The sequence below is a fragment of the Streptomyces sp. SGAir0957 genome, from assembly GCF_043523415.1.
On sequence record NZ_CP027293.1, the window covers coordinates 5,109,790 to 5,131,561 of the forward strand.

Below are 21,772 nucleotides of genomic sequence, written 5' to 3' on the forward strand. Positions count from 1 at the left end.
CCGTTCCCACTCCACTGTGCCAGCTTCCCGCGGATTCGGCGCGGCCCCCTCGGACGACCTGGCTGAAGACGTCCGCCCGGCCGCCCTGACCAGGCCCGGGACGGACAAAAACGGCACTGTCCGTGACCGCGCACCGGGACAAAACGCGCAACCAGGGACGGCGCCTGCGCTGCGTGTGCCGGTTCGCGTATGGTCACGCACACCGAGGGGGTGCCCCGCAGGCCCCGCACCGCACCCCCGCCCCCGACGCAACCCGACGCTCCGAGGCGCTCCGTGATCCGATTCGACAACGTCTCCAAGGTCTATCCGAAGCAGACCCGCCCCGCCCTCAGGGATGTCTCCCTCGAGGTCGAGCGCGGCGAGTTCGTCTTCCTGGTCGGCTCGTCCGGCTCCGGAAAGTCGACGTTCCTGCGGCTCATCCTGCGCGAGGAGCGGTGCAGCCACGGCCAGGTGCACGTCCTCGGCAAGGACCTGGCCCGCGTCTCCAACTGGAAGGTCCCGCAGATCCGCCGCCAGCTCGGCACGGTCTTCCAGGACTTCCGGCTGCTGCCCAACAAGACCGTCGGGGAGAACGTGGCGTTCGCCCAGGAGGTCATCGGCAAGGGGCGCGGCGAGATCCGCAAGGCCGTGCCGCAGGTGCTCGACCTCGTCGGGCTCGGCGGCAAGGAGGAGCGGATGCCGGGCGAGTTGTCCGGTGGTGAGCAGCAACGTGTCGCCATCGCGCGGGCCTTCGTCAACCGCCCCAAGCTGCTGATCGCGGACGAGCCCACCGGCAACCTGGACCCGCAGACGTCGGTCGGCATCATGAAGCTGCTCGACCGCATCAACCGGACGGGCACCACCGTCGTCATGGCGACCCACGACCAGAACATCGTGGACCAGATGCGCAAGCGCGTCATCGAGCTGGAGAAGGGCCGCCTCGTCCGCGACCAGGCGCGCGGCGTCTACGGCTACCAGCACTGAGAAGTACCGGACAGAGATTCAAGTAGAAGTACCGAGAGAGAAGCTGCGAAAGGCTCAGTAAGCGCTATGCGTGCCCAATTCGTTCTGTCGGAGATCGGTGTCGGTCTCCGCCGCAATCTCACGATGACCTTTGCCGTCATCATCTCGGTGGCCCTCTCGCTCGCCCTGTTCGGCGGCTCGCTGCTCATGAGCGACCAGGTCAACCAGATGAAGGGTTTCTGGTACGACAAGGTCAACGTCTCGATCTTCCTGTGCAACAAGGGAGACGCCGAGTCCGACCCGAACTGCGCCAAGGGCCCGGTCACCGCCGAGCAGAAGAAGCAGATCCAGGACGACCTCGGCAAGATGGACGTCGTCCAGAACGTGACGTACGAGTCCCAGGACGAGGCGTACAAGCACTACAAGGAGCAGTTCGGCGACTCGCCGCTGGCCAGCTCCCTCACCCCGGACCAGCTGCAGGAGTCGTACCGGATCAAGCTCAAGGACCCGGAGAAGTACGAGGTCATCGCGACCGCGTTCAACGGCCGTGCCGGTGTGCAGTCCGTGCAGGACCAGAAGGGCGTGCTCGACAACCTCTTCCGGCTGCTCGGCTACCTCAACTACGCGGCCGGGGCCGTGATGCTCGTGATGCTCGTCGTCGCGCTGCTGCTGATCGTGAACACCGTGCGGGTGTCCGCGTTCTCCCGGCGCCGCGAGACCGGCATCATGCGGCTCGTCGGCGCGTCCGGGTTCTACATCCAGGCGCCGTTCATCATGGAGGCGGCGGTCGCCGGACTCATCGGCGGCGGCATCGCCTGTATCTTCCTGGCGGCCGGCCAGTACTTCGTGATCGACAACGGTGTGGCGCTCTCCGACAAGCTCCAGCTCATCAACTTCATCGGCTGGGACGCGGTGCTCACGAAGCTGCCGCTCATCCTCGCGGTGAGCGTCCTGATGCCCGCGCTGGCCGCGTTCGTCGCGTTGCGCAAGTACCTGAAGGTGTGACGAGAGTCCCCCGGGCAACGGGGCGCCGGGCGGGTCAACCTCCCGTACGGCGCCCCAGGTTGTCCTAGACTCACCGGCATGTCAGGCCGCCAGGATCTGTTCCACGCGCTCGCCGCGCACCCTGGGCCCCGCCGCATCGGTCGCGGGGCGGCCCTGACATTCGTCTTCGCGAGCGTGCTCGTGGCGGGCGCCGCGACCGGCTCCTGGCCCGACGACGCGGAGGATTCCGCCACGCAACCGGGCCGTTCCGTCGCCGCCGCGCCCCAGCGCCACATCGCCGACCGCCCGACCGACCCGACCGAGGCGGCCGCCGAGGCCGTCCAGGACGGCAAGTCCCCGACGCTCGCCGCCGAGGAGGCCGTCAGCCGCAGCGGCGACCGCTGGGGCGCCGTCTACTCGCAGGGCGAGTTCGAGGAGTTCGAGCAGTCCCTCGACGGCGAGTACACCGGCGTCGGCCTGCGCGCCCGCCGCGCCGCCGACGGGGACGTCCAGATCACCAAGGTCCGCTCCGGTTCGCCCGCGCAGCTCGCCGGGATCCGCGAGGGCGACCGCATCTCCGCCGTCGACGGCGAGCCCGTCACCGGGCGCCCCGTCACCGAGGTCCTCGGGCTGCTGCGCGGTGAGCACGCGGGCACCCCCGTACGCGTCGGGCTGCGGCGGGGCACGCGCGCGTGGAGCGAGACACTGCACCGCGCCAACCTGACCACCGACAACGTCACGACGACCCGCCTCGCCTCCGGCGCCGAACTGATCAAGGTCAGCGCCTTCACCAAGGGCACCGGAGCCCAGGTGCGCCGGGCGGTGCGCGAGGCGCCCGCGCGCGCGGGCATCGTCCTGGACCTGCGGGGCAACCCCGGCGGCCTGGTCACCGAGGCGGTCAGCGCGGCCTCCGCGTTCCTGGACGGCGGGCTCGTGGCCACGTACGACGTACGGGGTGAACAGCGCGCCCTGCACGCCGCGCGCGGCGGGGACACCACCAGACCGGTGGTCGTGCTCGTCGACAGCGGGACGATGAGCGCGGCCGAACTGCTCACCGGCGCCCTCCAGGACCGCGGCCGCGCGGTCGTCGTGGGCACCAGGACCTTCGGCAAGGGCTCCGTGCAGATGCCGAGCCGGCTCCCCGGCGGCTCCGTCGCGGAGCTGACCGTCGGCCACTACCGCACCCCGGGCGGCCGGGGCGTCGACGGCCACGGCATCACCCCCGACCTGGAGGCCGAGGACGGCGCCAGGCAGCGGGCCGAGACGGTATTGAGTGGCCTCGGTACCCCCTCGTAGTGCGAAAATGGCCAGCACTATGGCCAAGGGAATGTATGTACCGAAGGAGTCCCAGCCCAAGCAGGGCAAGGGGGACGCGTCCGGCAAGAAGGACGGCAAGCGCAAGATCGTCGCGCAGAACAAGAAGGCGCGCCACGACTACGCGATCATCGACACCTACGAGGCGGGCCTCGTGCTGACCGGCACCGAGGTCAAGTCGCTGCGCCAGGGGCGGGCCTCGCTGGTCGACGGCTTCGTGCAGATCGACGGCGGCGAGGCGTGGCTGCACAACGCCCACATCCCCGAGTACAGCCAGGGCACCTGGACCAACCACTCCGTGCGCCGCAAGCGCAAGCTGCTCCTGCACCGCGAGGAGATCGACAAGCTGGAGTCGAAGTCGCAGGAGACCGGGCACACGATCGTGCCGCTGGTGCTGTACTTCAAGGACGGCCGGGCCAAGGCCGAGATCGCGCTCGCCCGGGGCAAGCGGGAGTACGACAAGCGCCAGACGCTGCGTGAGCAGCAGGACCGGCGGGAATCAGACCGTGCCATCGCGGCGGCGAAGCGGCGCCAGCGGGCGCAGCAGGGCTGAGGCGGCGCCGGGGAATAAGCTGGCACCCGCGCCCGTTGGTCACGTACGATGGGACTGCTCCTCACGGCAGGGGCACCGGGACCGCAAGGTCCCACATTGAAAAAACAACATGGGGATGATCGGTTTCGACAGCGGCTGTCGAAGCAGGGGAAGCGAGCCGAGGAAGCGGCAATGATCTCGTAAACCATATGTCGCAACCAATAATCGCCAATTCCAAGAGCGATTCCCAGTCCTTCGCCCTCGCTGCCTAATAAGCAGTGACTGAAGGACCCTAAATGGGTGTCAGCCCGGGGATGTTCCCGACCCGGACCCTGGCATAATCTAGGGGACTAAACCATCGAGCCCGGTCGCGGGGTTCGATGGGAAATCAAACAGCGACTGGGCCCGTCGGAGACTTGTTCGCGTGATCTCCGGGGCCGAGAAAATCGCAGCGAACTGCGCTCGGAGAAGCCCTGCTGCTGCACCGTTGGACGCGGGTTCGATTCCCGCCATCTCCACCACCCCATGCGCTGAGGCCCGGCTGTTCACACAGCCGGGCCTTTGTCGTTGTGTGGGCCCGCCCCATATCGGCCCCCCGGGCCCGGTTCTACCTTCGCTCCCCATGACACACACGCGTACACGCACCAGAGCCGCGACCGTCCTGCTCGCTCTTCTCGCCTTCTTTCTGCCCGCTGTGCCGCAGGCGGGTGCCGCCGCGCCGGGGGTGCAGGAAGTCGCCGGGTTCGGGTCCAATCCCGGGGGCCTGAAGATGTACCGGTACGTGCCTGAGGGGCTGGCCGGTGGGCGGCCCGTCGTCGTCGTGCTGCATGGCTGTACGCAGAACGCCGCCGGGTACGGGACCGGGAGCGGGTGGACCGAGCTGGCCGAGCGGTGGAAGTTCTCCGTCGTGCTGCCGCAGCAGGCGTCGGGCAACAACCTCCAGTCCTGCTTCAACTGGTTCCAGGCCGGGGACATCGCGCGCGGGCAGGGCGAGGCCGCCTCGGTCGCGCAGATGGTCGACAAGCAGGTCGCCGACGCGGGCGCGGACCCGTCCCGGGTGTATGTGACCGGGCTCAGCGCGGGCGGCGCCATGACGGCCGTGATGATGGCCGCCTACCCGGAGAAGTTCGCCGCGGGGGGCGTCGTCGCCGGGCTGCCCTACGGGTGCGCGCAGGCCGCCGGGTCCCCGTACGTCTGCATGTATGTCGGGGCCACGCAGAGCGCCGGGCAGTGGGGCGACCGGGTGCGGGCCGCGCGGCCCGGGTACGCGGGGCCGTGGCCGCGGCTCACCGTGTTCCAGGGCAGCGCCGACTACACCGTGAAGCCCGTCAACATGACCGACCTGACCAAGCAGTGGACCGATGTGCGCGGCGCCGACCAGGTCGCCGACGCCAGCGACAGCGTCGCCGGGTATCCGCACCAGGTCTTCCGCGACGCCTCCGGGGCCACCGCCGTCGAGACGTACAGCATCACCGGCATGGGGCACGGGCAGCCCGTCGATCCGGGGACCGGCGCCGCGCAGTGCGGGACCGCGGGGGCGTACCTCCTCGACGTGAACCTGTGCGCCGCCCAGGTGCTCGGGCACTCCTGGGGGCTTGGCTGATCCCTGGGGGCTTGGCCGACTCTCGGGGCTTGGCCGACTCTCGGGGCTTGGCCGGGCCCCGGGCGTCCGGGATGCTCCTGTGGCATGAGCAGAGCTGACAGCGAACCTCGTAAGGCGTACCGGAGATGGGTCTGGCCCGTCGTCCTCGGTGTGGCCGCCGCCACCCTCTCGTGGGGCGGGAGCGCCGGGGCCGACGGCGACCCCAGCGGACTGTCCGAGGCGATCGACACCATCCTGGGGGACCCGCGGATGGAGGGCGGCGCGGCCAGTGTCGTCGTGGCCGACGCCGCCACCGGCGAGACCCTGTACCAGCACAACCCGACCGGGCGGCTCATGCCCGCGTCCAACACCAAGCTGGCCACGTCGACGGCGGCCATGGGGGTGCTCGGCCCCGGCTACCGGTTCACGACGGACGTGCTCGCGGGTGGGCGCGTGCGCGGCGGGGTGCTGCGCGGCGACCTGTATCTGCGGGGGACCGGCGACCCGACCACGCTCGCCGCCGACTACGACCGGCTCGCCGCCGATGTCGCCGCCGCCGGGGTGAGAAGGGTGGACGGGCGGCTGGTCGCCGACGACACCCGGTTCGACGACCGGCGCCAGGGCGACACCTGGGGCGCCGACGACGAGTCCTCGTACTACGCCGCCCAGATCTCCGCGCTCAGCGTCGCACCCGACACCGACTACGACACCGGGACCGTCATCGTCGAGGTCGAGCCGGGGAAGAAGGCCGGGGACAGGCCCCGGGTGCGGACCACGCCGGAGACGGACTACGTGCGCTTCGACGTGCGGGCGCGCACCGTCGCCGCCGCCGGGGCGGACAGCATCGCCGTCGAGCGGCAGCACGGCACCAACACGATCACCGTCGGCGGGACCGTGCCGGTCGGCGGGGACACCACCAAGGAGTGGGTCACCGTGTGGGAGCCGACCGGGTACGCCGCCGCCGTCTTCCGCGACGCGCTCGCCACGCACGGGGTGCGGGTGAGCGGCGCCACCAGGCTGGGCCGGGCCGCCCCGGCCGGGGCGACGGCGCTCGCCACGCACGACTCGATGGCGCTGAAGGACCTGCTCATCCCGTTCATGAAGCTGTCCAACAACATGCACGCCGAGTCGCTCACCAAGGCCATGGCGTACGAGGCGACGGGCCGGCCGGGCAACTGGGGCGACGGGATCGCCGCCGTCGCCTCCTACCTGAAGACCGCCGGGGTCGACACGGGCAAGATCCGCCAGGTCGACGGTTCGGGCCTGTCGCGCAAGAACAACTTCGCCGCCCGGCAACTCGCCGACCTGCTGCTCTCCGTACGGGACGAGCCCTGGTACGCCGACTGGTACACGTCGCTGCCGGTGGCCTGCGCCCCGGACCGGTTCGTCGGAGGGACGCTGCGGACGCGGATGTGCGACACCCCGGCCGCGCTCAACGCCCGCGGCAAGACCGGCTCGCTGACCGGGGCCAGCGCCCTGTCGGGGTACGTCAAGGACGCGGACGGGCGCGAGCTGGTCTACAGCGTCGTCCAGAACAACTACCTCGCCGACTCGGTGAAGCCGCTGGAGGACGCGATCGTCGTCACGCTCGCCGAGTCGACCGCGGAGAAGGCGGCGGCGGATGTCGTCCCGAAGCCGAGGGCGAGGACGTCCGTGCCGGACACCGCCGACGGGCTCGAATGCTCGTGGCGCAAGCCCGTCACCTGCTGACGCCCCGCACACGCCGCACACCCCGCACACCCCGCACACGTACGTATCCGTAGACCGCGAGCAGCAACGCCGTCGCCGCCGCCACGACCGGGACGGTGTACGCCGCGGTGGGGCCCCAGTGCTCCACCGCGGCGCCGCCGGTCGCGGAGCCGCACGCGATGCCGCCGAGCAGACCGGTCACGGCGAGCGTCATGCCTTCGTTCAACTGGGCGGCGGGTGTGCGCTGTTGGACGAGGGTCATGCCCGTCACCATCGTCGGTGCCGTCGCCATGCCCGCGACCAGGAGCGCCCCGCCGAGGGCGAGGAGCGAACCGGTGAGGGCCGCCGCCAGCAGCGGCAGTGTCATGAGGGCGGCCATCGCGGCGACGCACACCGGGTGGCGCCGGTCGGCCGGGCCCGCCGGCCTGACCGCCCCGTAGACGAGGCCCGCCGCGCACGACCCCGCCGCCTGGAGCGCGAGGATGCCGCCTGCCCACGCCTTGTGGCCCTGCGCGTCCGCGAAGGCGACCGTGACGACTTCGAGGGAGCCGAAGATCGCGCCCGTCGCGAGGAAGGCGATGAGGAGCGGCGGCATGCCACGCGCGCGCAGCGGCGTTCTCGTCGTCTCCGTACGGGCGTGGGGCGGGGGTTCCGTGGCCCGCTGAGCGGCGAAGATCAGTACGCCGGTCACCATGAGGACGACGCTGACCAGCGTGCCCGCCTCCGGGAACAGGGTGCCGCACAGGAAGGCGGCCATGACCGGGCCGAGCATGTAGCACAGCTCGTCCGCCGCCTGTTCGAAGGAGTTCGCGGTGTGCAGGGCGTCCGCGTCGCCCTTGAGGAGGTGTGCCCAGCGGGCCCGGGACATGCCGCCCGTGTTGGGCGTGGCCGCCGACGCGAGGTACGCGGCGAACAGCGTCCAGTTCGGCGCCCCGAAGTGCACGCACAGGAGGAGGGCGAGCGAGCCGCACGCGGAGATCACCGTCGCGGGGACGGCGACGCGGGCCTGCCCGAACCGGTCGACGAGCCGTGCCGTCCAGGGGCCGACGACCGCGTTGGCGACGAGGCCCGTCGCGGTGACGGCGCCGGCGAGCGCGTACGAGCCCCGCGTGCCGGAGATCATGATGACGGCGCTGATGCTGAACATGCCCTGCGGGAAGCGGGCGAGGAGGTTGCCGAGGGTGAAGGCGCGGGCGCCGGGGACGGCGAAGAGCCGGGCGTAGGTCATTCTTGGGGCGGCGGGCGCGGTCGCGGGGGCGGACGGGGTGGCGGGCGGAGCGGCGGTCGGGGTGGCGGACGGTGTGGCGGTCGGGGTGGTTGTCTCAGGCATGCCAAGAGCGTCACCGCAGGTGGTACCCCCGGTCCAACACCTACTCCGTACCCATTCACTCACCTGTGTTGTAAGTCGTTGTAGGTTCTCCCGATGGCCACCACCCTCGACCCGCGCCTCCTGCGCGCCTTCCTCGCCGTCGCCGACGAGCTGCACTTCACGCGGGCCGCCGCCCGGCTCTACGTGGCCCAGCAGGCGCTCAGCCGGGACATCCGGCGGCTCGAACGGGAGCTGGGCGCCGAGCTGTTCGGGCGGACGACACGGCAGGTCACGCTCACCGCCGAGGGCGCGCGGCTGCTGCCGTACGCGCGCCGCGTGATCGAGGCGCAGGACGAGCTGCTCGCCGCGTTCACGCGGCCCGGGTCCGAGGAGCGCCCGCTGCTCGTGGACGTCAACAGCCCCGGGCTCGTGCACGAGCGGGTCCTCGCGCGGGCCCGCGCGCTCGCGCCCGGGCACGAGCTGATGGCGCGCTTCGAGAGCGGCCTGACGTACGCCGCCGCCGAGCTCCTCGCCGGGCGCATCGACGTCTCCTTCGGCCGGTTCGCGGGGCTCGACCCGGCCGTGCGCGAGCGCCTCGCCCAGCAACCCCTGCGCTACGAGCCGATGGCGGTCATGCTGCCCGACGACCACCCCCTCGCCGGTCTCGACGCCGTACCGCTCGACCGGCTCGCGGGGGAGACGCTCTATGCGGGCGCCGGCAATCCCCGTACGCCCGAGTGGACCGATCTCGCCCGGCGGCTGTTCGACGGGCGCGGCATCCGGGTCGCGCCGCCCGCGCCGCTCGCCGTCGGGGAGGAGGAGTTCCGGCGGATCATGGCCAAGTACCGCCACCCGGTGCTGGCCGGGATCGATTTCCCGCCCATGCCCGGATCGGTGCTCCGGCCGATCGTCGACCCCGTCCCGCTGTCACCGGTGTCGCTCGTGTGGCGCAAGGGGCAGAAGCATCCCGGGATCGACGCGCTGCGGGCCGCCGCGGCCGCGCTCGCCGAGGAGGAGGGCTGGCTCGACCGCCCCGCGGACACGTGGCTGCCGGAACCGGACGCCCTCGTCATGCTGAGCCGCGGGTGACGGGCGTTCCCCCCGAGGGGCCGTGACCCTGGAGCGACGGGAGGAGCCCGGCGCCCTCACCGAGCGCCCCGGCAGCGGGTGAGAGCAACGTTCCCCGCCGGTCATCGCGCGCCACAGTCCGGAAACCCCGCCTCCCTACCGTCGGACGGAAGGCAGGATCCGTGACCCTGGAGGCGTGAGATGGCAGGCCGGAGCGGGACCCGTGAGTGGGTCGAGCGGTGGGACCCCGAGGACGAGACGTTCTGGGAGGAGACGGGCGCCAAGGTGGCCCGGCGCAACCTCGTCTTCTCCATCCTCTCCGAACACATCGGCTTCTCGATCTGGTCCCTGTGGTCGGTCATGGTCCTGTTCATGGGGCCCGAGTACGGCATCGACCCGGCGGGCAAGTTCTTCCTCGTCTCCATGGCGACGCTGGTCGGCGCCTTCGCGCGCGTGCCCTACACGTTCGCCGTCGCCGTGTTCGGCGGGCGCACCTGGACGGTGATCTCGGCGACCATGCTGCTCGTGCCGACCGCCCTCGCCTTCGCCGTCATGGAGCCGGGCACCTCGTACGGCACGTTCATGCTGTGCGCGGCGCTCACCGGCGTCGGCGGCGGCAACTTCGCCTCCTCCATGACGAACATCAACTCCTTCTTCCCGCTGCGCAAGAAGGGCTGGGCCCTCGGCCTGAACGCGGGCGGCGGCAACATCGGCGTCCCCGTCATCCAGCTCGTCGCGCTCGCCGTCATCGGCGCGGGCGGCGGCCCGCGCGTCCTGCTCGGCGTCTACCTCCCGCTGATCGTCGTCTCGGCGGTCTGCGCGGCCCTGTTCATGGACAACCTGACGTCGGTGAAGAACGACACCGGCGCCGCGCGCGACGCCGCCAGGGACGGCCACACCTGGATCATGGCGTTCCTCTACGTCGGCACGTTCGGCTCGTTCATCGGCTACTCGTTCGCCTTCGGCCTCGTCCTGCAGACACAGTTCGGCCGCACCCCGCTCCAGGCGGCCGGGGTCACCTTCATCGGGCCGCTGCTCGGCTCGCTGATCAGGCCGGTCGGCGGGCGGCTCGCGGACCGGTTCGGCGGCGCCCGCATCACGCTGTGGAACTTCGTCGCGATGGGCGCCGCGACCGCCGTCGTCGTCCTGGCGTCGGTCGAGGAGTCCCTCACCCTGTTCACCGTCGCCTTCATCGTCGTGTTCGTGCTGAGCGGGCTCGGCAACGGGTCCACGTACAAGATGATCCCCGGCATCTTCCACGCCAAGGCGCTCGGCCTCGGCCTCACCGGCGAGGAGGCGGCCGCGTACGGGCGGCGGCTCTCCGGTGCCTCCATGGGGCTGATCGGCGCGGCCGGGGCGCTCGGCGGACTCGGCATCAACCTCGCGTTCCGGCAATCCTTCCAGACGGCGGGCACCGGCACCGGCGCCTTCGTCTCCTTCCTCGTCTTCTACGCGGTGTGCTTCGCGGTCACCTGGGCCGTATACCTTCGAGGTCCGGCGGCGCGTTCCGTGCCCGCCCCGAACGCGGAGGCGAAGCCGCAGCTCAGCTACGCCGAGGTGTGAGCGGCGGGCCCGTAACACGTACGCAATGGCGCCGATCCGGGCCCGTCACGCCGAGTTGACAGGCTCGGACGCCGGCGCCACAGCACCGACACGACCGTCGAGCGGGACGAGAACCAGCATGGACGACGCACAGCAGCCCCCCGGGGCGGAGCCGGCGCACGGCCCGCTCGCCGGGTTCACCGTGGGTGTGACCGCCGCACGCCGCGCCGACGAACTCGGCGCGCTCCTCAAGCGCCGCGGCGCCACCGTGCTGCACGCGCCCGCGCTGCGGATCGTGCCGCTCGCCGACGACAGCGAACTCCTCTCCGCGACCAAGGAACTCCTCGACCACGCCCCCGACATCGTCGTCGCCACCACCGCGATCGGCTTCCGCGGCTGGGTCGAGGCCGCCGACGGCTGGGGCCTCGGGGAGGCGCTGCTCGCCCGCCTGCGCGGGGTGGAGGTCCTCGCGCGCGGCCCGAAGGTCAAGGGCGCGATCCGCGCGGCGGGCCTCACCGAGGAGTGGTCGCCGTCGTCGGAGTCGATGGCGGAGGTCCTCGAACGGCTCCTCGCCGAGGGCGTCCAGGACCGGCGCGTCGCCGTCCAGCTGCACGGCGAACCCCTGCCCGGTTTCGTGGAGGCGCTGCGCGAGGCCGGGGCCGAGGTGGTGGGCGTGCCGGTGTACCGGTGGATGCCGCCGGAGGACATCGGGCCCGTCGACCGCCTTCTGGACGCGACCCTGGCCCGGGGCGTGGACGCGCTGACGTTCACCTCGGCGCCCGCGGCGGCCTCCCTCCTGAAGCGGGCCGAGGAGCGCGGCAGCCTCCCCGACCTCCTCGCGGCGCTGGAGCACGACGTGGTCCCGGCCTGCGTCGGCCCGGTCACGGCGCTGCCGCTGCAGGACCGGGGCGTGCCCACGGTGCAGCCGGAGCGCTTCCGGCTGGGCCCGCTGGTGCAGCTGCTCTGCCACGAACTGCCGTCCCGGGCGCGGACGTTGCCCGTCGCCGGTCACCGCCTGCAGATCCGCGGCCAGGCCGTCATGGTCGACGGCGCACTCCGCCCCGTACCGCCCGCGGGCATGGCGCTCCTGCGCTCCCTCGCGCGCCGCCCCGGCTGGGTGGTGTCCCGCGCGGACCTGCTGCGCGCGCTGCCCGGCGCGGGCAGCGACGAACACGCGGTGGAGACGGCGATGGCCCGCCTCCGGTCCTCGCTCGGCGCGCCGAAGCTGATCCAGACGGTGGTCAAGCGCGGCTACCGGCTCGCGCTCGACCCGGCGTCGGCGGACGCGAAGTACGCGGGGTGACCGACGCCGACCTGGCGGACGCCACGTACGCGGGGTGACCCACGCTGACCTGGGCCTGCCCCGCGTACCGTACGCCCATGCTGATCAACGACACCATCGAGCTGCGCCCCGCCGTCCCCGCGGACGCCCAGGCCCTCGCCGACGCGTACCTGCGCAACCAGGAGCACCTGAGCGCGACCGAGCCGCCCCGTGAACCGGGCTTCTACACGGCGGCGGCGCAGGCCGAGCGGCTGACCCAGCCGAACTGCCGGACATGGCTGCTGTTCGACGGGGAGCGGGTCGTCGGCCGCGTCATGCTGAACGGCATCACCCTCGGCCCCCTGTGCAGCGGCGTGCTCGGCTACTGGGCCGACGGCGCGTACGCCGGCCGGGGTCTCGTCACGGCCGCCGTCGAGGAGGTCTGCCGCGCCGCCCGCGACGAACTCGGCCTGCACCGCGTCGAGGCGGGCACCCTCACCGACAACAAGGCGTCCCAGCGGGTGCTCGCCAAGTGCGGGTTCACCGAGTACGGCAGGCCCCCCAAGTACCTGTTCGTCGCGGGGGAGTGGCGCGACCACGTCCTCTTCCAGCGCCTGCTGCACGACGGGCCGCCCGCGCACCTGTCCACGTAGCCCGCCGTTACCGGGGGTTCCGGCGGGGCGGCGGGGCGGGCACTGTAGAGGACATGGCAGCAGTACCCACAGAGCCCTCCCTCCCCCCTCTCCCTGAGTTGCGGTTCGACTCCGGACGCCTCTGCCTGGACCTGGTCGCCACCGCACACCCCGACGAACGCCTCACCTCCACCGACCGCCTGTGCGCCTGGCTCGTCGGTGCCCAGCTCGTCCCCGATCCGGCCGCACTCACCGCGTGCACCCCGGCCTGGCTCGCCGCCTTCCGCGAACTGCGCTTCCACATCGGCCAGTTGGTACGGGGCGAGCTGGCGGGCCGCCCCGCCTCCGCCGCCCTCGAACGCGTCAACCTGCTCGCCCGCGCCGCCCCGCCCGCGCCCCGCGCCGTCCGTACCGCCGACGGCGCGCTCGTCCGCGCGCTGCACGACGCGCCCGGCTGCCCGGCCCTGCTCGCGGCCGTCGCCCGGGACGCCGTCGACCTGCTCACCGACCCCGCCGTCCGCGGCTGCCTGCGCCAGTGCGAGGGCGACAACTGCCCGATCATCTACCTCGACACGTCCCGGGGCCGCAGACGCCGCTGGTGCTCCAGCGAGGTGTGCGGCAACCGGGAGCGCGTGGCCCGGCACCGCCGCAGGGCGGCCCTCGCCCGCGCCTGACGGTCGCCTTTTTCCAACTCCCCTTGAACACACGCGCGTTCGGTTACGTATCCCTCCCGTGAACCCAGCCGAAAAAAGACGGCCGGATCGTCGAACCGGGGACACCGGAGGTAGGCGTGCGCAAGGATTCCGCCGTGGCCGATGAACGCCCTCCCCGGGCCCGGCATCGTGCGCCCCGGCCGCCGGAGCCGGACGAGGAGCTGATGCGCGCGCTCTACGCCGAGCACGCGCGCCCCCTCCTCGCCTATGTGCTGCGGCTGGTCGCGGGGGACCGGCAGCGCGCCGAGGATGTCGTGCAGGAGACGCTCATCCGCGCCTGGAAGAACGCCGGTCAGCTCAACCGTGCGACCGGCTCGGTACGCCCCTGGCTGGTGACGGTCGCCCGACGCATCGTCATCGACGGCCACCGCAGCCGGCAGGCCCGGCCGCAGGAGGTCGACGCGTCACCGCTGGAGGTCATCCCCGCGGAGGACGAGATCGACAAGGCGCTGTGGCTGATGACACTCTCCGACGCCCTGGAGGACCTGACCCCCGCGCACCGCGAAGTGCTCGTGGAGACGTACTTCAAGGGGCGTACGGTCAATGAGGCGGCCGAGACGCTCGGCATCCCCAGCGGCACGGTGCGCTCCCGCGTCTTCTACGCGCTGCGCTCCATGAAGCTGGCGCTTGAGGAGCGGGGGGTGACGGCATGACGTCGGCGTACGGGGCGAACGGACCGTCCGGGCACGGCCCGGCGGGTGACGTGCACGAGGCCGTCGGCGCCTACGTCCTCGGCGTGCTCGACGACGCCGAGGCGAGCGCGTTCGAGGCCCATCTGGCGGGGTGCGAGGTGTGCGCGGCACGCCTGGAGGAGTTCGCGGGCATGGAGCCGATGCTCGCCGCCCTCGCCGATCTGCCGCCCCGGCGCGACGCACCGGCCGTCCGGCACATCGGGGAGTCGCTGGCCGCCGCGCCCAGCCGCCGCCTCTCGGAGTCGCTGATCGGCGAGGTCGCGCGCAGGCGCGGGCGCAAGCGGCGCCGCTCCCTGTACCTGGTGGCGGCCGCGGCGGCGCTGATCATCGGCGGCCCGCTCACGGTCATGGCGGTCTCCGACGGCGGCGGCACCGGGGTCCTCGCGGAGCCGCACCCCACGAGCCCCGCGGAGGACGCCTTCTTCCACCACATGGACGAGAAGGTGTCGGGCACCGACGCGACGACGAAGGTCAGCGCGACGGTCGGCATGGAGGACAAGACGTGGGGCACCCACACGGTCCTCCAGCTGAAGAACGTGAAGGGCCCGCTGAAGTGCAGCCTCGTCGCCGTCGGCAAGAACGGCGCGCGCGAGACGGTCACCACCTGGTCCGTCCCGAAGTGGGGCTACGGCATCAAGGACAGCCCGCACGAGGACGCCACCTACCCGCTCTACGTGCACGGCGGCGCCGCCTTCGACCGCGACCAGATCGACCGCTTCGAGGTCGAGACCCTCGACGGGAAGCGACTGGTGGAGGTACACGCGTGACCCCGCCGCCGGGTCGCCCCCGCCGGACGTAGCCGCAGGGCCCCCCTTTCGCGTACCTTTGACGGCTGCCCAGCACGTCAGAAGGGGGCCCGGTGGCCGCTCAGGCTCAGCAGGATCCAGCGGTGGATCCGGCGGTGGACTCGGATACGGACTCCGTTCGTGACCGCGAGATCGGTGTCGAACAACACCATCTCGACGCCGTCTACCGCCGACTGGAAGAGAAGATCCACGAGGCGGAGTTCCTGATGGACGACGCCGCCAAGCGCGGCCAGGTCGGCACGCCCGGCGCGCTCGCCGAGCGGGACGCCCAGGTCTTCCGCGCCGGCGTCCACCTCAGCCGGCTCAACAACGAGTTCGAGGACTTCCTCTTCGGCCGTATCGACCTGCTCCAGGGCAAGGACGGCAAGAAGGGCCCGGACGGCGCGTACACGGCGATCGAACCGGCCGAGGGCGCGGTCCGCCCCGACAACACCGCCGACATCGCCGAGACGCTGCACATCGGCCGCATCGGCGTCCTGGACGCGGACTACTCGCCGCTCGTCATCGACTGGCGGGCGCCGGCCGCGGCCCCGTTCTACCGCTCCACCCCGGTCGACCCGGGCCGCGTCGTGCGCCGCCGCGTCATCCGCTCCAAGGGCCGCAAGGTGCTCGGCGTCGAGGACGACCTGATGCGCCCCGAGCTGACCGCGTTCCTGGACGGCGAGCGGCTCCCGGCCATCGGCGACGGCGCCCTGATGGCCGCGCTCGGCCAGGCCCGCTCCCACTCGATGCGCGACATCGTCGCCTCCATCCAGGCCGAGCAGGACCAGGTCATCCGCGCGCCCGCCGCCTCCGTCACCTACGTGGAGGGCGGGCCCGGGACCGGCAAGACGGCGGTGGCGCTGCACCGCGCCGCCTACCTCCTCTACCAGGACCGCCGCCGGTACGCGGGCGGCATCCTCATCGTCTCGCCGACCCCGCTCCTCGTCGCCTACACCGAGGGCGTCCTGCCCTCCCTCGGGGAGGAGGGCCAGGTCGCGATCCGCGCGGTCGGCTCCCTGGTCGACGGGGCCGAGGCGAGCGAGTACGACAGCCCGGCCGTCGCCCGCGTCAAGGGCTCCTCGCGGATGCTGAAGGTGCTCCGCAAGGCGGCGCGCGGCGCCCTGGAGTCGGGCCGCCCGGCCCCCGCCCCCGCCGAACAGCTCACGTTCGGCGAGGACGAGACCCCCGAAGAAGCCCGGGAAGCCCCCACCGGCACCCCCACCCGCCTGCGCGTCGTCGCCTTCGGCCGCCGTCTGGAACTGGAGGCCGACCAACTCCGCCGCATCCGCCAGACCGCCCTCAGCGGCACGGCCCCCGTCAACCACCTGCGCCCGCGCGCCCGCAAGCTCCTCCTCGACGCCCTGTGGGAGCAGTCGGGCGCGGGCAGCCGCCACACCGACCCCGAACTCGCCGCCGAGCTGCGCTCCTCCTTCGACGACGACATCACCGGCGAGGACGACTTCGTACGGTTCCTGAACGCCTGGTGGCCGGAGCTGACGCCGCGCGCCGTCCTCACCGCCATGTCCGACGAGCGGCGCCTCGGCCGGTGGGCGCGGCGCGTCCTGAACCCGGGCGAGATCCGCAAGGTCGCCCGCTCGCTGCGGCGCGACGCGCTCTCCGTGCACGACGTGGCGCTCCTGGACGAGCTGAACGCCATCCTCGGCACCCCGTCGCGCCCGAAGAAGAAGCGCGAGTACGACCCGCTGGACCAGCTCACGGGCCTTGAGGAGCTGATGCCGCAGCGCGAGGAGTCCCAGCGCGAGCGCGCCGAACGCCTCGCCCAGGAGCGCACCGAGTACGCGCACGTCATCGTCGACGAGGCACAGGACCTCACCCCGATGCAGTGGCGCATGGTCGGCCGCCGGGGCCGGCACGCCACCTGGACCGTGGTCGGCGACCCGGCCCAGTCCTCCTGGTCCGACCCGGACGAGGCGGCCGCCGCCCGCGACGAGGCGCTCGGCACCCGCCCGCGCCGCCGCTTCACCCTCACCGTGAACTACCGCAACCCGTCCGAGATCGCGGAGCTGGCGGCGAAGGTCCTGGCCCTCGCGATGCCGGGCTCCCCGTCCCCGTCCGCGGTCCGCTCCACCGGCGTCCAGCCGCGCTTCGCCGTCGTACGGGACCGGCTCGGCACCGCCGTCCGCGAGGAGGCGGCGCGCCTTCTGGACCGGGTCGACGGCACGGTCGGCGTCGTCGTCGCGATGAACCGCCGCGCGGAGGCGGCCCGCTGGCTGGACGGGCTCGGCGAGCGGGTGGTCGCGCTCGGCTCCCTGGAGGCCAAGGGCCTGGAGTACGACGCGACGGTCGTGGTCTCCCCGGCGGAGATCGCCGACGAGTCCCCGGCGGGCCTGCGTGTCCTGTACGTGGCGCTGACCCGCGCCACCCAGCAGCTCACCGTGGTCTCCGGCGAGCGCGACGAACCCGACGCGGACGGGGTGCCGGACCTGCTGCGCGACTGACCTCGCGACGGACTCTTGTGTCGGGAGCAGCCGGTGTTACCGTTGAAGTGGCACCGGCTCGATCCAAGCCCCCGGGCCCAACCATCGTCCCTACGAGGGACCACTTGCCGCGAGGCGAGCATGGCGGGTCGGTGTCATGAACGGAGAGCGAGAGGCCCACGTCACTCAGTGACGTGGGCCTCTCGTCGTTCCGGGCGCCTCTTCCTCTTCCCCCGCACTTCTCGTATGGTGGAAACTCAATTCCGAAAACACGGTGAACGTAAGGTTCACAATCCGATGCGGCTACCACGTACTCGGCGGTAGGTGCGACCATCGGACGGCAACAGCTACACGGTGAAAGCAGAGGAAGTCGGCCATGGCAACGGCGCCCAGCGTCTCCTACTCGATGACGGTCCGGTTGGAGGTGCCCGCGAGCGGTACGGCTGTCTCGCAGCTCACCACCGCCGTGGAGTCCTCCGGCGGCTCGGTGACCGGCCTCGACGTCACCGCCTCCGGCCACGAGAAGCTCCGGATCGACGTCACGATCGCGGCCAGCTCCACGTCCCACGCGGACGAGATCGTCACGGAGCTGCGCAAGATCGAGGGCGTCACGCTCGGGAAGGTCTCCGACCGTACGTTCCTGATGCACCTCGGCGGCAAGATCGAGATGGCGTCGAAGCACCCCATCCGCAACCGTGACGACCTCTCCATGGTCTACACGCCCGGCGTGGCCCGCGTCTGTATGGCGATCGCCGAGAACCCCGAGGACGCCCGGCGCCTGACCATCAAGCGCAACACCGTTGCGGTGGTGACGGACGGCTCCGCCGTGCTCGGCCTCGGCAACATCGGCCCGATGGCCGCCATGCCCGTCATGGAGGGCAAGGCCGCCCTCTTCAAGCGCTTCGCCGACATCGACGCCTGGCCGATCTGCCTGGACACCCAGGACACCGACGCCATCGTCGAGATCGTCAAGGCGATCGCCCCCGGCTTCGCGGGCATCAACCTGGAGGACATCTCCGCGCCCCGCTGCTTCGAGATCGAGGCCCGCCTGCGCGAGGCCCTCGACATCCCCGTCTTCCACGACGACCAGCACGGCACCGCGATCGTCGTCCTCGCCGCCCTGACCAACGCCCTGCGCGTGGCCAACAAGGGCATGGGCGACATCCGCGTCGTCATGTCCGGCGCGGGCGCGGCCGGCACCGCCATCCTCAAGCTGCTGCTCGCGGCGGGCGTGAAGAACGCCGTCGTCGCGGACATCCACGGCGTCGTGCACGCCGACCGCGAGGACCTCAAGGACGCCGACAAGGACTCGCCGCTGCGCTGGATCGCGGACAACACCAACCCCGAAGGCCTCACCGGCACCCTCAAGGAGGCCGTCGTCGGCGCCGACGTCTTCATCGGCGTCTCCGCCCCGAACGTCCTGGACGGCGACGACGTCTCCGCCATGGCCGAGGGCGCCATCGTGTTCGCGCTCGCGAACCCGGACCCCGAGGTCGACCCGGCGATCGCCCGCCAGACGGCTGCCGTGGTGGCCACGGGCCGCTCCGACTTCCCCAACCAGATCAACAACGTGCTGGTCTTCCCCGGCGTCTTCCGCGGCCTGCTCGACGCCCAGTCGCGCACGGTGAACACGGAGATGATGCTGGCCGCCGCGACGGCCCTGGCCGACGTGGTCAGCGAGGACGAGCTCAACCCGAACTACATCATCCCGTCCGTCTTCAACGACAAGGTCGCCGGGGCCGTCGCCGGTGCCGTGCGCGACGCCGCGAAGGCCGCCGGAGTGGTTGTGACGGGCACCACGACCGCCTGAGATCCGGCGCGTCGCGGATCACCCGCTCCGCCGGGCCCTCTAGGGTGGCCGGGAAGCAGGCCCGACCCGCCCCCGGCCCCTGGGAGGTAAGGCTTTCCAGGTGACCCCCATGGTGCCGGATTGGCTTTACCGCCGCTGGTGGGGGCAGGATGCTTCCCCAAGGACGTGGTCCAGGGGGCGCCCCCAGCGGGCGCGAGGGTCCTGCGATACGGACCCCGGGTCCCGGGCCTGACCGAGACCCTGGCAGCATCGGCTTCGCTGTTGCCCCACATACGGCCCTGCCGTATGGCACGCCTCAACGGCAAGAAGAACACGGGAGTACAAACATGAACCGCAGTGAGCTGGTGGCCGCGCTGGCCGACCGCGCCGAGGTGACCCGCAAGGACGCCGACGCCGTGCTGGCCGCGTTCGCCGAGACCGTCGGCGAGATCGTTGCCAAGGGCGACGAGAAGGTCACCATCCCCGGCTTCCTGACCTTCGAGCGCACCCACCGTGCCGCTCGCACCGCTCGTAACCCGCAGACCGGCGACCCGATCAACATCCCGGCCGGCTACAGCGTGAAGGTCTCCGCGGGCTCGAAGCTCAAGGAAGCCGCCAAGGGTAAGTAACCTTCGGCGATTTTGCGGCGGGCGGTCACCCGGGGTTCCGGGTGACCGCCCGTCGGCCTGTTCGGGGCCGCGTCTGCCGGGTTCTGCGTCTCGTCGCCGTCCGACGGCCGGTGGGGCTTCTCGCGCAGTTCCCCGCGCCCCTGAAAGGCGAGCTCCGCTCGCCGCCAGGGGCGCGGGGAACTGCGCGACCAGCCACGGAGTACCCGCAGGCGGCCGTGAAAGCGTCTGGGGCAGCCTCTGAGCCGCCGGAACGGCGATGGGGCCCACCCGGATGATCCGGGTGGGCCCCATCGCCGTAGAGCCGGGGAGAACGGCGGCTAGCCGAGCGCCTTGCCCGGCAGCTCGACCTTCGCGCCGAGCTCGATGAGCTTGTCCATGAAGTTCTCGTAGCCGCGGTTGATCAGGTCGATGCCGTGCACCCGGGACGTGCCCTGCGCGGCGAGCGCCGCGATCAGGTACGAGAAGCCGCCGCGCAGGTCGGGGATGACCAGGTCGGCGCCCTCCAGCTTGGTCGGGCCCGAGACGACCGCCGAGTGCAGGAAGTTGCGCTGCCCGAACCGGCAGTCGGAGCCGCCGAGGCACTCGCGGTACAGCTGGATGTGCGCGCCCATCTGGTTCAGCGCGGACGTGAAGCCGAGCCGGGACTCGTACACCGTCTCGTGGACGATCGAGAGGCCCGTGGCCTGCGTGAGCGCCACGACGAGCGGCTGCTGCCAGTCCGTCTGGAAGCCCGGGTGGACGTCGGTCTCCAGGGCGATGGACTTGAGCTGGCCGCCGGGGTGCCAGAAGCGGATGCCCTCGTCGTCGATCTCGAAGGCGCCGCCGACCTTGCGGTAGGTGTTGAGGAAGGTCATCATCGAGCGCTGCTGGGCGCCGCGCACGTAGATGTTGCCCTCGGTGGCGAGCGCGGCCGAGGCCCAGGACGCCGCCTCCAGGCGGTCGGAGAGCGCGCGGTGCGTGTAGCCGCCGAGCTTGTCCACACCGGTGACGCGGATGGTGCGGTCGGTGTCCATCGCGATGATCGCGCCCATTTTCTGCAGGACGCAGATCAGATCCTCGATCTCCGGCTCGACGGCCGCGTTCGAGAGTTCCGTCACGCCCTCGGCGAGGACGGCCGTGAGCAGGACCTGCTCGGTGGCGCCGACGGAGGGGTAGGGCAGCCGGATCTTGGTGCCGCGCAGCCGCTGCGGGGCCTCCAGGTACTGGCCGTCGGCGCGCTTCTCGATCGTCGCGCCGAACTGGCGCAGCACCTCGAAGTGGAAGTCGATCGGCCGGCCGCCGATGTCGCAGCCGCCGAGGCCCGGGATGAAGGCGTGGCCGAGGCGGTGCAGCAGCGGGCCGCAGAGCAGGATCGGGATACGGGACGAGCCCGCGTGCGCGTCGATGTCCGCGACGTTCGCCGATTCCACGTGCGAGGGGTCCATGACCAGCTCGCCCGGCTCCTCACCGGGGCGGACCGTCACACCGTGCAGCTGCAGCAGACCGCGTACGACCCGGACGTCACGGATGTCGGGGACATTGCGCAGCCGGCTCGGAGCGCTGCCGAGCAGCGCGGCCACCATGGCCTTGGGCACCAGGTTCTTGGCGCCGCGGACCCGGATCTCGCCCTCCAGCGGGGTTCCGCCGTGGACAGTCAGTACGTCGTCAATGCCGGTGACGGTCATGTATCTCGCGTTCCGAAGAGGGTGGGCAGGGGGCCAAGGGACAAGGGTAAGCGTGCGGAGCACCGCTCTTATCAGCCCGAGGGCGCCCCGGAGCGTCATGAATTGGCTACAACACGAACCGTTACGAACCGGGCGCATGGGGTGACTGGTGCGCGGGTGTGCGTCCCGTGCGGCCGTGTCCGGGCTGAGCTGCCGTCTTGTCGT

At 71.8% G+C, this 21,772-nt stretch carries 18 protein-coding genes and 1 other RNA gene; 17 read left to right on the forward strand and 2 right to left on the reverse strand.

Annotation, left to right across the window (positions count from 1 at the left end; genetic code table 11):
* Nucleotides 1–273: 273 nt before the first annotated feature.
* From ftsE to dacB, 7 genes are all read left to right on the forward strand, one after another.
* On the forward strand, nt 274–963 hold the full coding sequence (gene ftsE / locus C1N81_RS27850) for a cell division ATP-binding protein FtsE (RefSeq protein WP_324767349.1): 690 nt from the start codon (nt 274–276) through the stop codon (nt 961–963).
* A 66-nt stretch (nt 964–1,029) separates the two neighbouring features.
* The gene (gene ftsX / locus C1N81_RS27855; RefSeq protein WP_394433565.1) at nt 1,030–1,947 is read left to right on the forward strand and encodes a permease-like cell division protein FtsX; all 918 of its coding nucleotides are present in this window, start codon (nt 1,030–1,032) and stop codon (nt 1,945–1,947) included.
* A gap of 78 nt (nt 1,948–2,025) precedes the next feature.
* Complete coding sequence (locus C1N81_RS27860; RefSeq protein WP_394433567.1) at nt 2,026–3,222, forward strand: S41 family peptidase; 1,197 nt, start codon at nt 2,026–2,028, stop codon at nt 3,220–3,222.
* Nucleotides 3,223–3,253: 31 nt separating this feature from the next.
* A complete protein-coding gene (gene smpB / locus C1N81_RS27865) occupies nt 3,254–3,793 on the forward strand; it encodes an SsrA-binding protein SmpB (protein ID WP_394438284.1) in 540 nt (179 codons plus the stop codon).
* Between the two features lie 111 nt (nt 3,794–3,904).
* Nucleotides 3,905–4,293, forward strand: a transfer-messenger RNA (tmRNA) gene (gene ssrA, locus C1N81_RS27870).
* A gap of 101 nt (nt 4,294–4,394) precedes the next feature.
* Nucleotides 4,395–5,375, forward strand: coding sequence for an extracellular catalytic domain type 1 short-chain-length polyhydroxyalkanoate depolymerase (locus tag C1N81_RS27875; protein ID WP_394433569.1), 981 nt, complete (start codon nt 4,395–4,397; stop codon nt 5,373–5,375).
* Nucleotides 5,376–5,459: 84 nt separating this feature from the next.
* The gene (gene dacB / locus C1N81_RS27880; protein ID WP_394433571.1) at nt 5,460–7,064 is read left to right on the forward strand and encodes a D-alanyl-D-alanine carboxypeptidase/D-alanyl-D-alanine endopeptidase; all 1,605 of its coding nucleotides are present in this window, start codon (nt 5,460–5,462) and stop codon (nt 7,062–7,064) included.
* Here the strand turns inward: dacB and C1N81_RS27885 are convergent.
* Nucleotides 7,054–8,373: an MFS transporter gene (locus C1N81_RS27885; protein ID WP_394433573.1), complete on the reverse strand. Its 1,320-nt coding sequence runs from the start codon at nt 8,371–8,373 to the stop codon at nt 7,054–7,056. The genes dacB and C1N81_RS27885 overlap by 11 nt on opposite strands.
* A gap of 93 nt (nt 8,374–8,466) precedes the next feature.
* On the opposite strand from C1N81_RS27885, the gene C1N81_RS27890 reads away from it, so the two are divergent.
* The 10 genes from C1N81_RS27890 (at nt 8,467) to C1N81_RS27935 (ending at nt 19,904) form a co-directional block, all read left to right on the forward strand.
* Nucleotides 8,467–9,441: a LysR family transcriptional regulator gene (locus C1N81_RS27890; RefSeq protein ID WP_394433575.1), complete on the forward strand. Its 975-nt coding sequence runs from the start codon at nt 8,467–8,469 to the stop codon at nt 9,439–9,441.
* 180 nt (nt 9,442–9,621) lie between these two features.
* Nucleotides 9,622–10,983 (forward strand): nitrate/nitrite transporter, encoded by a 1,362-nt coding sequence (locus C1N81_RS27895; protein ID WP_394433577.1) that lies wholly within the window; start codon nt 9,622–9,624, stop codon nt 10,981–10,983.
* Between the two features lie 118 nt (nt 10,984–11,101).
* Nucleotides 11,102–12,265 (forward strand): uroporphyrinogen-III synthase, encoded by a 1,164-nt coding sequence (locus C1N81_RS27900; protein ID WP_394433579.1) that lies wholly within the window; start codon nt 11,102–11,104, stop codon nt 12,263–12,265.
* Nucleotides 12,266–12,342: 77 nt separating this feature from the next.
* Nucleotides 12,343–12,876, forward strand: coding sequence for a GNAT family N-acetyltransferase (locus tag C1N81_RS27905; protein WP_394433581.1), 534 nt, complete (start codon nt 12,343–12,345; stop codon nt 12,874–12,876).
* A 53-nt stretch (nt 12,877–12,929) separates the two neighbouring features.
* A complete protein-coding gene (locus C1N81_RS27910; RefSeq protein WP_394433583.1) occupies nt 12,930–13,529 on the forward strand; it encodes a CGNR zinc finger domain-containing protein in 600 nt (199 codons plus the stop codon).
* A gap of 116 nt (nt 13,530–13,645) precedes the next feature.
* Nucleotides 13,646–14,221 carry a sigma-70 family RNA polymerase sigma factor gene (locus tag C1N81_RS27915; protein WP_324774160.1) on the forward strand — a complete coding sequence of 192 codons (576 nt, stop codon included), beginning with the start codon at nt 13,646–13,648 and terminating at the stop codon, nt 14,219–14,221.
* Complete coding sequence (locus tag C1N81_RS27920; RefSeq protein ID WP_394433585.1) at nt 14,218–15,027, forward strand: anti-sigma factor family protein; 810 nt, start codon at nt 14,218–14,220, stop codon at nt 15,025–15,027. The genes C1N81_RS27915 and C1N81_RS27920 overlap by 4 nt, the downstream gene beginning before the upstream one ends.
* 92 nt (nt 15,028–15,119) lie before the next feature.
* Nucleotides 15,120–17,507, forward strand: coding sequence for a HelD family protein (locus tag C1N81_RS27925; protein WP_394433587.1), 2,388 nt, complete (start codon nt 15,120–15,122; stop codon nt 17,505–17,507).
* Between the two features lie 355 nt (nt 17,508–17,862).
* Nucleotides 17,863–19,296, forward strand: coding sequence for an NAD-dependent malic enzyme (locus tag C1N81_RS27930; RefSeq protein WP_394433589.1), 1,434 nt, complete (start codon nt 17,863–17,865; stop codon nt 19,294–19,296).
* Nucleotides 19,297–19,622: 326 nt separating this feature from the next.
* Nucleotides 19,623–19,904 carry an HU family DNA-binding protein gene (locus tag C1N81_RS27935; RefSeq protein WP_105974351.1) on the forward strand — a complete coding sequence of 94 codons (282 nt, stop codon included), beginning with the start codon at nt 19,623–19,625 and terminating at the stop codon, nt 19,902–19,904.
* A 317-nt stretch (nt 19,905–20,221) separates the two neighbouring features.
* On the opposite strand, the gene murA is transcribed toward C1N81_RS27935, so the two are convergent.
* The gene (murA, locus tag C1N81_RS27940; protein WP_394433591.1) at nt 20,222–21,568 is read right to left on the reverse strand and encodes a UDP-N-acetylglucosamine 1-carboxyvinyltransferase; all 1,347 of its coding nucleotides are present in this window, start codon (nt 21,566–21,568) and stop codon (nt 20,222–20,224) included.
* Nucleotides 21,569–21,772 lie beyond the last annotated feature (204 nt).